The 12,633-nt window shown below is 37.8% G+C and carries 12 protein-coding genes and 1 pseudogene; 8 read left to right on the top strand and 5 right to left on the bottom strand.

The features are described from left to right. From V7L12_RS07215 to V7L12_RS07205, 3 genes and pseudogenes are all read left to right on the top strand, one after another. A pseudogene (locus tag V7L12_RS07215) lies at positions 1 to 500 on the top strand (ABC transporter ATP-binding protein/permease); the annotation flags it as partial. 381 nt (positions 501 to 881) lie between these two features. Beyond that, the gene (locus V7L12_RS07210) at positions 882 to 2,567 is read left to right on the top strand and encodes a GUN4 domain-containing protein (protein WP_335083406.1); all 1,686 of its coding nucleotides are present in this window, start codon (positions 882 to 884) and stop codon (positions 2,565 to 2,567) included. A gap of 38 nt (positions 2,568 to 2,605) precedes the next feature. Further along, complete coding sequence (locus V7L12_RS07205; protein WP_229555187.1) at positions 2,606 to 3,016, top strand: hypothetical protein; 411 nt, start codon at positions 2,606 to 2,608, stop codon at positions 3,014 to 3,016. A 243-nt stretch (positions 3,017 to 3,259) separates the two neighbouring features. On the opposite strand, the gene V7L12_RS07200 is transcribed toward V7L12_RS07205, so the two are convergent. The 3 genes from V7L12_RS07200 to rpaB form a co-directional block, all read right to left on the bottom strand. Continuing rightward, positions 3,260 to 5,731: a hypothetical protein gene (locus V7L12_RS07200; protein ID WP_335083402.1), complete on the bottom strand. Its 2,472-nt coding sequence runs from the start codon at positions 5,729 to 5,731 to the stop codon at positions 3,260 to 3,262. 197 nt (positions 5,732 to 5,928) lie between these two features. Further along, positions 5,929 to 6,057 carry a hypothetical protein gene (locus tag V7L12_RS07195; protein WP_267871141.1) on the bottom strand — a complete coding sequence of 43 codons (129 nt, stop codon included), beginning with the start codon at positions 6,055 to 6,057 and terminating at the stop codon, positions 5,929 to 5,931. A 140-nt stretch (positions 6,058 to 6,197) separates the two neighbouring features. Continuing rightward, positions 6,198 to 6,938, bottom strand: a complete 741-nt coding sequence (gene rpaB / locus V7L12_RS07190; protein WP_229563471.1) for a response regulator transcription factor RpaB — start codon at positions 6,936 to 6,938, stop codon at positions 6,198 to 6,200. Between the two features lie 311 nt (positions 6,939 to 7,249). On the opposite strand from rpaB, the gene V7L12_RS07185 reads away from it, so the two are divergent. Further along, positions 7,250 to 7,549: a hypothetical protein gene (locus tag V7L12_RS07185; RefSeq protein WP_335083393.1), complete on the top strand. Its 300-nt coding sequence runs from the start codon at positions 7,250 to 7,252 to the stop codon at positions 7,547 to 7,549. 862 nt (positions 7,550 to 8,411) lie between these two features. On the opposite strand, the gene V7L12_RS07180 is transcribed toward V7L12_RS07185, so the two are convergent. After that, positions 8,412 to 8,891 carry an SRPBCC domain-containing protein gene (locus tag V7L12_RS07180; protein ID WP_335083391.1) on the bottom strand — a complete coding sequence of 160 codons (480 nt, stop codon included), beginning with the start codon at positions 8,889 to 8,891 and terminating at the stop codon, positions 8,412 to 8,414. Positions 8,892 to 8,911: 20 nt separating this feature from the next. Further along, entirely contained in the window at positions 8,912 to 9,235 is a 324-nt protein-coding gene (locus V7L12_RS07175; RefSeq protein WP_335083389.1) for an ArsR/SmtB family transcription factor, read from the bottom strand. A 101-nt stretch (positions 9,236 to 9,336) separates the two neighbouring features. Between V7L12_RS07175 and V7L12_RS07170 the strand changes: the two genes are divergently transcribed. From V7L12_RS07170 to V7L12_RS07155, 4 genes are all read left to right on the top strand, one after another. Further along, positions 9,337 to 9,627 carry a hypothetical protein gene (locus V7L12_RS07170; RefSeq protein WP_335083387.1) on the top strand — a complete coding sequence of 97 codons (291 nt, stop codon included), beginning with the start codon at positions 9,337 to 9,339 and terminating at the stop codon, positions 9,625 to 9,627. After that, on the top strand, positions 9,611 to 10,078 hold the full coding sequence (locus V7L12_RS07165; protein ID WP_335083385.1) for a hypothetical protein: 468 nt from the start codon (positions 9,611 to 9,613) through the stop codon (positions 10,076 to 10,078). Before V7L12_RS07170 ends, V7L12_RS07165 begins: the two co-directional genes overlap by 17 nt. Positions 10,079 to 10,080: 2 nt before the next feature. After that, complete coding sequence (locus V7L12_RS07160) at positions 10,081 to 10,761, top strand: hypothetical protein (RefSeq protein WP_335083383.1); 681 nt, start codon at positions 10,081 to 10,083, stop codon at positions 10,759 to 10,761. Between the two features lie 258 nt (positions 10,762 to 11,019). Then, positions 11,020 to 12,150, top strand: a complete 1,131-nt coding sequence (locus V7L12_RS07155; RefSeq protein WP_335083381.1) for a tetratricopeptide repeat protein — start codon at positions 11,020 to 11,022, stop codon at positions 12,148 to 12,150. Positions 12,151 to 12,633: the final 483 nt, after the last annotated feature.

Raw genomic sequence — 12,633 nt, 5'->3', positions numbered from 1 at the left:
AACGCCTCGCTTTTGCACGGCTATTAATTACACATCCTAGTTTCACTATCTTAGATGAAGCAACGAGTGCTTTAGATTTAAATAACGAAGGTAATTTATATCAACAGTTACAATCAACGAAAACAACTTTTATCAGCGTTGGTCATAGAGAAAGCTTATTTAATTATCATCAATGGGTGTTAGAACTTTCACAAGAATCTAATTGGCAACTTGTTTCTATGCTAGATTATCAATTGCAAAAAGTAATTGCTGTTAAAGCATCAGAAAAGGAGCAAATTACGACAGATATTTACCTGAAAAATGAACTCGAAATAAAACTAGAATCAACAGCGAACGTCACAATTATAGGACTTTCTCATAAAGAGCTTCAAACATTAACTGATTATTCTATTACTACTATCAGAAGCAACGCTAGTCAAGAAAAGTCTGTGACTACTAAGGATGGTGTAACCTACCGCTATAACAAAAACCCGGAGGTATTGAAATGGGTAATAGATTAAGGCTATATGGTTAAATTTATCCCAGATAGCACAGATTTCCCTAGCGGCTCCCTGGAAATTGGCTATTATATCGACAACAGGGATATGCGTCTGAAGCTACGAAAGCTGTGGTAGATTGGCCGTTATCTCAACCTAATGTGTAAAGCGTGACTGCTGGATGCGATCGCTATAATATAAGTTCAAAGCGAGTCCTAGAAAAAATCGAGATACAGCTTGTAGAATCACAAGATAAAATGCTGATATGAAAATTATACAAAACAGCTATGTAAAATAATTTTGTCTGCTTTCAAAAGAATATCTTGACTTAATGTAATCGCAAAAATATTAAGGTGTTGAAATGAGTAAGAGTTTAGTAACTATTTGTATATTTAAAAATAAGTGATGCTAACTAGAAAGCAAAAACAATTAGTTACTTATGAATCGATTACGATTTATGAAAAACATTACAAATTTCCTACTTTAAAAAATCCAAAATTAAAAAAAGTTCAAATAAAAATTAGAAAATGCCAAAGCTTAATTAAAGAAGGTACTAAATATCATTCTTATTTTTGGGGAATAATTAAATGGAAAAAAGAAATTAGTCAAGGAAAAACTTTAGCAGAGGTTAAATCATTAATTTCAGATTATACTCAACTTCTGGATTTTTTAGAAAATTATAAAAATAGTTATCAAAAATTTTTATTAAAATTTATAGATGACTGGAAATATTTATTTAACCAAAAATATTATGAAATTAGAAAAGTAAATGAAGAAAGAAGTAAGTTAGAGATAAAGAATAATAAATATTCTCAAATTATTGACAAGTTAAAATGGGAAGGAGAAGAAAATTTAAAATCTATTTTGCTGTTAAGCAATACTAACTTTTTAATTTTAGAGAAAGTAAAACTACTCAGTGAAGGAATTAAAAATTTAGCGGAAGATACCAAAAATCAAAAGCAAGCTATTCAGAAAATACTTAAAGATATAGAGGTGTATCAAGAAATTTATGAATACCAAGTCAAAGCTACAAAAATTCGTCAAGAAATCGCAAAAATAGCTGAAACAGCAATTAATCTAGAAAAGTCTCTACAAGATTACTTTAGTCCGTTTCAATCTTTAATAGATGATGTAGTAAAAGTAGATGCAGATTTTTACGCAATTGTAGGAGAAATTCAAAATTTAGCAAGTAATACTTTAAATTTTCAAGGTAATCTATTAACGATACAAGATACTAGTACAATGTCTCATGACATCCTCAATTTATTAGTGGCAAGTTATGATAAAAAAGATAGGCTGCAAGATGCTTTTTTTCAGTCAAAATTCTTAGATTTGCAGCTTCATGACTTTGATCTAAATAAAGATGAGATAACTTTAAATCAAGCGATTTACCTAATATCTAATTATATGTCTACTCAACTGGTTACTCAAAAGAAAGTGCTAGGGATAGTAGAAACAGATGTTGTTTCTCCTTATCCTCAAGTTTCTATCGAAAAAACAGAATTGGCAGAACAACCTAATAATCATATTGAGTTTTCCACAGAATTTAAAAATAATTGGAATATTGATTACAGTAAACTGCAAAATCTCCTTACAGAGTACAAGTGGCAAGAAGCTGATATTGAAACTGCTAAATTAATGCTACAAGTCATGGGTAAGAATGATTGGAATGAAGTTTATAAAGAAGATATTCTTAATTTTTCATGTGAAGCTTTTCATAAAATTGATCGACTTTGGCAACAATACAGTCATGGTTACTTTGGCTTTAGTGTTCAGCAAAGTATTTGGAACGAAATAGGCGGTCAAATAGATTATGAAACAGAAAAAAGACTTGGCGATCGCCTGGGTTGGCGAAAAGAGGGAAACTGGCTAAATTACGACCAACTAACTTTTAATTTATCCCCAACGACACCGATGGGACATCTACCAGTTAAATGGTTACATTATGACCAAAATATATTAGACATACCTTCATATTCATCTACAACCCTCCTGTCAATGGCAGCTTGGCGAGTTGGATCTTGGCTAGTATGGCAGATGCATTTATTTTTTACTCGTGCCAAAACTTGTCATGAAATTTACCATGAGTGAATTACACATTATTTAATTAATAATAGGAGAAAAAGCCAATGAATAATATGAATCTGTCAGATACAGAAATAGAAATTTTACTTTTTGGAAAATGGCGTTTTAATACAAATTGGGAAAAAATTTCTATCGAATTTAAAGATAATATGACTTATGAGCAAACTAGAATTCAAACGTTTCTTTTATCTAAACCCAGCGAATTTATCACGGGTAATAAATTTACTGGTGTATGGCACGTAAATGATAGAAGATTATGTTTAATTGTTAAAACTGTTCCTAAATCATTTTTCAATTTGCAAATACTGATATTATCTAGAGTAGATTTGGCAGACATGATCGCTAGCATCTACTCTATATTTGTAACAGAGAATTATGAGGTTATTGAAATTGATAAATTAAAATTTTTAATAAGCGACAAAAATGAGAGAATTGCTGGTATAAAAATCAATTAATACTTTTTTTACGCTTGTAATATTAACTTAAAAAATCTAAGTAAAATATTAAGTTAGTATAAGTTACTACAATTTTTTATTTGGGTAGTAGACTTAGTGAGATTAATTTACAATATTAATATGAATAATATTAATCTTATGCATAGAGAGCTTAGAAAATCTTAAAGCTTGCAAAATTTATTGTGCTAATCTAGTTTAATGCCACTAAGACTAACTATAACTTGAATTTAACTCGTTTTTATCTTACTTATGTATTCTTTTTGAATGGTTTGGCTTTCTGATAATGTGCATACCTAAAATTTTTAAAGTATTATTGTTATGGCGGATAGTGAGTGATGTTAACTCTTGACCCAACACATAAAAGCTACCTATAATACTAACCCAATTGTCCAGTCCGTTTTTTGCTCTGTTAAGCGTTATTGTTGCATTCCTTCGATTATTTGCTCCTTTAAGTATTAAAATACCACCAAAATTAAAACTACCCGATGCAATTAATTTGCTGCTATTTACACTAGCCGTGATATTGGCAAAGGTGTAGCCTAAAAACTTGAGGCTTCCTGCAATACTGGCAGAATTATTGATATTACCATTAGTTGCTTTGCTGAGAGTGACTGTAGCGCCGTTGAAAGCTAAAATCCCAAAATTGAAATTACTTGTAGCTTGAAATCCGCTCTCGTTCAGGCTGATACCTAACGCCGTGAATTGTTTGCCTAAGAGAGTAACATCGCCTAAACCAAAAACCTTTTTATTAGTTAAATCAAGTTTAAAACTAGAAACATTGAGCTTTATAACATTGCCTAAATTAAGAGCTACATTATTAATTGAAACGTTCTGAGTGTTAAATGATAAAGTGCCGCTACCCAAAGATTGATTAAAAGCAATAATATTTGCTGTTCCTGTTGCGCTTTGATTCTTCAAATTAACTGTGAGGTTCGGAATAGTCAAAGTCAAGAAACCTGCTAAACTCAGCCGAACATCCCTCAGATTGACACTATTTTGAGTAACATCAAACATAATGCCTGCTAGGGTATTCCCAAAAATTGAAATTGTTCCTAAACCACTACCGCTACCAGATTTTATATCGAGACTAAGGGCATCAACATCAATACTTAACAGATTGCCTAAACTCAGGTCAAAGTTTTTAAAGGTAGTATTGGTAGGGGTAATTTTAAATTCAACATTTGCAATTTCGTTGTCAAAAATTTCTAGATAACCATCTCCTTGAAGATACTGCTCACTAGGCGTTACCTTTAAAGATAAATCTAAACTATTGTCATCCGTTCCCTTAATTTTCAGAAATCCTAAATCAATTTCCAGAACTTTTAATGAACCAGAGATATTATTAAAAGTTTTGTCTCCTTCAAGGGTTAAGATTGCCTCATGCCCCCAAGCATTAAGTTTCCCATTAATTTCTAGACCTTCTGATATCGCTTGAGCCGCAATTATTGTCGGAAAAGGAACATACTTAATTAAAGGATTGATTTTTCCGTCTCCATCCCCATCAATTGATTCGATGTTTAAGTTCACTAAGCCTTCTAAAAGCCCTAGTGCTTTGTTAACTAAATCGGTTGAATAACCTACTTGTTTGCTAATAAAGGAAGTGACTGGCCCCCGCCACAAATCTATTAAGCTAATCGTTTGCTTGGGATTTAAAATTAAAGCTAATCTTTCAGGATCATTGGTGTCCATCAGAAAAGCTACTTCAAGGTCTGTTTTTTCCCATTTCAAATCACCAATGAAGCCAAAGTTATCGAAGTAAGGAGGTAAATACGTTCCGCCTCCTTGAAACCTGATATTGCGAAGTTCAGTTCCTACCAGTCCATAGGGATTAAGCCAAGATGTTTCACCTTGTTGACAAAAGTATGCTGTTAAAGATTCGGGTTCAAGAGAGAGACTACCAGAGAGAAATAACTTAGGTTCTTTTTCTTGGGTGGGATCGTAGCCTTGAAGAGTTAAATTTCCAGTTAATCCAAAGTTTGGCTCTAAATCAGCCTCAATATTTAACCCTATGAGCAAGTTACTAAAAGTAGCCTTAAATTGTTGCTGGGAAAATAGCTGAATATCGCCTGCAATATTAGCTGTTAACCTAACCTGTCCTGCCGGATTAAAGTTAATTATTGCTCTTAAACACCCGATTCCTAAGCTTCGATGAATAAAACTGCTGAAATTTGTCTGGAGATTATTGAAATCAATATTTCCAATAAAGTTGAATCCTCTGCTTAAGTTAATGCAACCTAATTGTGAATGTATAAAATCATGTTCATTCTCATTTATAATTAGCTCTGGGTTGCTTAATTTTAAATTGTTGATAATAGGAAGTTTACTCGTTAGGTTTCTAAAAATAAAATCTTTATTTAATTTATACTTTAATATAGTTTGCGTACCAAAAAACAATTCCACGTCTTGGCTATTTAGTAATCCTTTAAAACTGAGTTCAACTTCTTGAAAAATTTTATAAATTTTATATTTCGGTGAATATATTCTAATTTCAGGTTTGCCAAAGATTTCAATAATTATTTTATCAAGCAGCACATTCATGTATGGAACTGTACTATGAATGCTAAAAATCTTGTCTAAAATTAATTGCAAATCATGCTCAAAATCTAAATAAGCTTCTGAACTGGATGAAACTAAATTTACATCATCTGAAAACTCAAGTTTTGATTTGATAGCATCAGGTAAAGTAATTCTTGTGAAATCAATGCTATTAGCCATAAGTAAATTGGTGTAGATGTTTTTAATAGATTGTTTTAGAGGTTATTTTTGTCTACAATTTAACTGTATTATCCGCACCTCCATAAGTCACCATTTTACTACTGTTAGGACTGAAGGCAATTTACCAAACTTCGGCTTAATGTCCGTTGAATATCTGCGGTGCAGGCTGATTATGCCGCCATATCTAAGCGATTTTATCAACATCGGCGATCGCTAGCTGCTGCAACCACGTCCCGTTGATTGGGATTGGGACTGCCACCGACAACTGACGCTTTGCTGGCCGTAGCTAAGGTTGTCCCGCTGTTCCACCAATGCGTAGAAGGCATCCGCATCTATATCGATTGCATCTTATCAACGGGCGTAACCAATAACAGTATGTCCCTGTTGAATAAAACCCTCGGTCGGGAGCATAACCTAAACCTTTACTTATGCCTGTAATTAAGATGAGCTTACTCATATTTTTCTATTATTCCTGCTCTGAATCAACAATTCGTGGGAAAAAATAACCGCTACCTCTTGCTGTAATAATAAATTCTGGGTCGTTGGGATCGGATTCTACCTTTGTCCGCAATCGTGAAATATGCACATCTACTACACGGGTGTCTGTACTCATCTCTGGTACAAAGCCCCACAATTTCTGTAATATTTCAACCCTTGAAAAAATCTTTCCCGAATGATTCACTAACAACTCTAATAAGCTAAACTCCACACCTGTCAACCGAATGCGTTGCTCATTTTTGTGGACTTGGCGTTTATTTATATCGATTTTCAGTCCGCCGACATGAATTATCCCAGAGTTAGGAATAGTATTGATACTACTTTTGTGGGAGCGCCGTTTTAGTACACAGGCAATTCGAGCTTCCAGTTCTTTAGGAGAGAAAGGTTTCGTCATGTAGTCATCAGCACCGAGTTCTAGCCCAGTGATTCGGTCTGCTACATCTCCTAAAGCTGTGAGCATAATGATTGGCACGTCTGACTCTTTCCGTAATTCTTGGCACACACCGTAGCCATCCAACTTTGGCATCATTACATCCAGAACTATCAAATCAGGGGTCAACAGGCGAAAAGCTGACAAAGCTTCTTCACCATCACTAGCTGTAACTACGCTGTAGCCAATCATTTCTAACCGCGTCTGTAAAATCCGGCGGATGCTGGCTTCGTCATCTACTATTAAGATTGTGCCTTTCTCACCTGATAATTTTTTCAACGCTGTTCCTCCACAGCGAGAACTCCTAACCCTTCATTATCTGCTTGTTAGGAGTCAAAAGCGCAAAACAATCTTGAAGTACAGTTATGAGGAAAGAAGCGAACGCTTAATACTTGCATCTGTGCAACTAGATTATGCTAGGGCATCTGCCCGAAAAAGATATTTATGTCCAATTAATAAATTCCTCAACAAGGGACTCGTATTTTTCATAGATTTGGTGTACCTTGTTAATTTCGTGCAATTATTAATACCCATCTTTTGCCAACCTTACCCATCAAAATTTTAAGCCAATGCCTTCGAGAGAACAGCCAATGAAAACTTCTAATGAGATACACACTAAGAAAATCATCAAAAAATCCGACAAGCTCACCCTGAGACAGATGAAATTAATCGAGGAGGCTGAAGACCAACTTATTGAAGCTAATACTGACAATTCTACTGCCCCTGTGGTTGAGGTTGAGGTTGAGGAGCAACCAGTAGCAATTTCAGAGCCTAGAGTTCCTGACTATATTCCATTTCTTGACAATCCTCCTGTACAATCGGTGGGCAATTCCGGCTGGCAGGTTTCTGATGTCTGGCGTGATATTCGGGTAGATGATTTTTGTAATTAAAGCAGACAATTTGTATTCCCAGACGGTTTAGCATTGAGGCGGTTGCAGTTATCCACGATCCGAATCTTAGAGATTGAGGGACAGGCACCTGATCAGGGAGAAAAGTTTTCCCGAATGCATTTTTCAGCAGCAATACCTCAATACTTCGTTAAACCAATATTATGGCAACCGCCTGAGCAACTTTTGTAAACTATTTTTGCACCACGTCAAAGCTATAGTTGAATCGTGCTTATAATAAGTTACGGCTAACTATAACTGAAAGTTAGCACCCTGTAAATGGTTATCGCTTGGATTACGCATCAAAGACGATACCAAAGACAAGCAAAATTCATCGGCAGCGTAATAGTTTCTATTCCCTTGCCAACATGCCCCCTCCGCGATCGCATGTTGGTGAAAGTGTCACTGTAACCATAAGTTTGCCGCTTTTGAAAGCATAACCTTGCCGCAAGACAAGCGCAAAGGCTTGATTTTACGTTCAGCGATCGCAGTCAAAGCATTTGGTTTTGAAACCAAAAAGTTGCCAAAAGTCTAAAAATCAAGTATAAACGTGCCGAAAGTTCAGGGATTATGCACCCTCAAATACCTGAAGTAGCAAGATTGTCTCTTAAAAATCCCAAAAATCCAAGTTGTCGTAAGTCCATTTGAAAGCATAAACGTGCCGCCCCGGCAAACTTATGGTTACAGTCACAGAAAGTGTTGTATATCAAGGAAAGTAGTTTTTATCGTAGTTAATATCGGATAAAAGATAAGGATAAATTATTTTGTGTTGTAACTTTGTATTATAAATGTAGTATAAAATATCGGCTTGACATTTACCAAAGCGATCGCTTTGGTAAATGTCAAGCCTGCGAGCGAGTTGTAATTAATCGTTTGGTTCTAAAAGCTTGCCCAGAGCTTCAACGGACTGCCGCCAGCCGCTTTCCATGCCACTGGCAACCATGCCGTCACGGTCTGACTGGCTCATTGCTGTGCTATGGGTACGAATCTCAGTTGTATGTTCATCAATTGCGACAAACTCAGCTTTTTCCAGCATGACATGCCCACGTTCCGGCATCCCCAAGAATTCAAATGTCTGCACGATTCGTTTATCTAGAGCGACTTCATGAAAACAGCCCCTAAACTCATACTCGTTACCATCTTCTGATTGTTCAGCAATGTGCCAACTGCCGCCGTCTTGACAATCGAAGTGATACACTTTCATTGGATTACCGCGACACCACCAATTGGCAAACAGTTCCTCTTTGGTATATGCTTCAAATACCTTTTCTAACGAAGCCTTGATTGTGACAGTACCGAAGATATTTTGTGAATTTTCTGGAACTGTTACTGTAAGATGTGCCATACTACCCTCCTGCTACTTTCTTATCGATCTTCTAGTAGTTTTTCCAGAGCATCAAAGCGGGCACTCCAGATTTTTTCATACTCGCCCAGATACGCTGCGGCTACTTTGAGAGTTTTCGGTTGAATCTGAATAACTTTCTCCTTACCACTTCGACGCTTGGTAATTAGTCCGGCTTTCTCCAACACACTGATGTGCTTTGCGATCGCTGCCAAAGACATCGCATAGGGTTGTGCTAATTCGCCGATAGTATGTTCTGCTGTTGATACCCGCTTAAGAATGTCTCGCCGCGTCACATCAGCCAGAGCAGCAAAAATTTTATCAAGGGCTACATTTGATTCAACCATATAGTTGAATGATATCCAAAGATACAGATCGTGTCAAGTGATGAGGCGAACGACTTTTACCTTCTGTCTTGGGCAAATTCTACCTGAAGTCACATACAATTTTGGGTGTTACTTCCACTGTGCTGACAGGCGATCGCCGCGATATGGCAAATAACACCCAGCTTGACAACCTACCACCGATCAAACTTACTCCCTTAAATGATGAAGCTGTATCTATGGCGCAGCCACCAGGGAGGGATAGACCAGCAAAAATAGCTGCGCCCACGGATATTCGGTGGATGAAAGTGCTGGAGTTTTTACGCAGAAGCGGCGTAGTTTACCGCCGTAGGCATCGCTGCTTACTATCGTGCAATCGGAGAGGAAGTGGAGTAAAGTATGCCCAAGCCACTTGATCCCAAGTGTCAGTTATGTTCCAAACTACCAACTGCCCAAGCCAAGGTTTTACATGGAACAGCAGGGGACGGGTGTTGGAATCCAAAAGTCTGCCACAATCGCCGCTCATTCTATCGCCACCGCTCCCAGAATAATTCAGCAGAAATTGATTCAGTAACAGTCGAACCACCAGCAACATATTTTGCAGTGCTATATCTATATAAAGAACCGGGGGATAAACCATTACACGCTATGTCGGCAGAACTCTGGCTAGGGCAAAAGCCTGTTTGTCGCTTAGAACCAATTCACTGCTTTGGGTTAACGGCTGGCAAGATCCGCGCCTATACAGATCAGGTGTTACAGGCGTTTGCGAAACAATATGGTGTTTCGCTCTATCAATATAAGGATATGTTTGAGATTGCCTCAAGCTACTGCCCAGTGCGACCCTGCCCGTTACATCCAGAATCCTAGAGATGACCACATACCGCCAATTAACAATCTGGGATGTATTAGATGAGCTGTCTGAATCTCCAGCGACATCCTCACTTGTGCCGATGTGGGAATGTTTAGATGCGGAGCTAGAAAATTTACCCTTGGAGGCACAGTTATCAACCGCAGCGCTTGCCTTCAGTCAAATTGCGGATATTCTCAAGTCTCGTGCCGAAGTGCTGTTGCAAGATACCCGCGATCTCAATAGCCCAAAGGGGCCAATTGTTAGCACCGATCTATTTGCTGGTCTAGTGCGGACAACAATGCACCTAGATTTAGATGATTTGATTGAACCGGAAATACCACAAACCTTTAAACCACACGGCCCACACCAATTTTCACATCATAACCAGGAGGGTGATTCTGTAGCAGCACCCGTTGAGAAAGCGAATGTTTTGGCAATGCTCGATGAGGTGACAACTTTAGAAGATGTTCGCAACTTGGCATCAGATGAAGATGTACCAAAATGGCAAAGTGCAATCGCTAACTACCTGATAAATGCCAAAGATGAGATTTCTTTAGTTAAACTGCAACATGTGTTGCAAATGCCGATGGTAGAAGTATGGTTAGGACTATTGCTGGGTGGGTTTACACTAGAACAGCGTGGTGATTTTTATCACAACCAAAATGTCTGGGTGAAAAGCTCTCCTTCCTACGACCAATGACAATTCATTCGCCATATAGGAGAGTCCTGCGATATCTGTCACTGAAAGCATAATGTGAGCAACTTGCTTGCTTTATGGTTTCAAACTGGGTTGCTCAAGTTATGCGCCCCAAAGTGAAGACAGTGAATCTAAAGAGTGGAAATACCTCTTTCCGAAATTGCCAACGCCCAGGTGGTAGTAATTATCAGAGTGCTGAATTATAAATAACTTCTATAAATAACCAGGGGAATATAAGCACCACAAAAGGAGAGCGATACTGTGTCTTTAGAAATTCAACCGGATCAAGACAAGGTTTGGTTTAACTTGGGCGTTGAACTTTTAAACAAAAGATGCTTTGATGAGGCTCTCGAAGCGTTTGAGCGAGCCAATGAACTAAAAGCTGGCAACTATCAAGTTTGGGTTAATCACAGCGGAGCGCTGTTAAATTTAGGACGCTTTGATGAGGCTCTGGCTGCTTGCAATCAAGCGCTGGTATTCCAGCCGAACTCTCATGAAGCTTGGTGCAATCGAGGTATTGCTTTAAGGCTTTTAGGACGTAACCTTGAAGCACTCGAAGCGTTTGAACAAGCCTTTAAACTCATGCCTGATTTGCATGAAGCTTGGGAAAATCGAGGTTTGACGTTATTAACTTTAGAGCGTTTTGAAGAGGCGCTTGCTAATCTCGATCATGCTGTTAAATTCAAATCTGATGACTCTGAGGCTTGGTATTTTCGTAGCATTGCTTTATTAAATCTAGAACGCTATGAAGATGCTCTTGCTAGCACCGAGCAATCCCTGAAACTTGAAGGCAACTTGAGCGCAGCCTGGCAGATTCGGGGGTGTGCTTTGGATGAATTGGGGCGCTATGATGAAGCAATAGCTTCTTACGATAAAGCGATTGAATTTGAAAGAGATAACTCTGATGCTTGGTACAACCGAGGTATTGTATTGATGACATTGGAACGCTTTGAAGAGGCGATCGCTTCCAACGAGCGCGCGATTGAATTTCAGCATGATTTTCCCCAAGCTTGGTGTAATCGGGGTATTGCTTTAATGAATTTGGGGCGGTATGATGAAGCACTAACTAGTATCGACCAATCCCTTGGATTTCAAAGAGATTTACCCGAAGCCTTGTATAGTAGAGCCAATATACTGTTAACTCTCAAACGCTTTGAAGAGTCTCTCGCCAGCTATGATCAATGTGACAAAATCCTTCCAGACGACTCCGCCACTTTTTATGGTAAGGCTTGCTGTTATGCTCAATTGCTTCATGTAGAGCAAGCAATCTTTAACCTGCAACAAGCTATCAATCTGAGTCCTAACCAATACCAAGATATGGCGAAAAGTGACTCAGATTTTGATAAGATTCGTTCAAATGAACAATTTCAGGCGTTGATCAAGTTGTTGTAAGATGCGAATCCTGTACGCCAACGCTCTAAATAAACACTGACAGCTAGATTTTGCTAACCATTGGTGACCATGAGAAATTTGTTATCATTCCAGAGTAGAAGTAGTCCTCTGATGACAACAATTTCTCATAGCCACCCTGGTGTAAGAGCGGCGATTGCCTTTGTTGATTATGTCGTCAAGCATAGCAAAGTCATTTTTATTAACTTTAAACGTTAAATCGGCGAGCTTAAATAAGCGTGAAATATCGTGACTAAGAAAGAGTTTTACTGGAGTAAACACATTGTGTAAAACGTGTAATCTCTACTGTTGAGAAACTTTTTGCTCCACCTCTAAAAGCTAAAAATACCAAATTAATCGATTATTTTCTCCCGGTGAACTGTCTGATTACGGCGGCTATTTAAGGACACTCCCCATGACCTACTCAGATTTATTCTTGAACCGATAAGCCATTCCGGCATGGCTACTCTACCAGACGCTCCGCGA

The organism is Nostoc sp., assembly GCF_036918245.1.
Classification (GTDB): domain Bacteria; phylum Cyanobacteriota; class Cyanobacteriia; order Cyanobacteriales; family Nostocaceae; genus Nostoc.
This window is presented reverse-complemented; position numbering and strand designations above follow the sequence as displayed.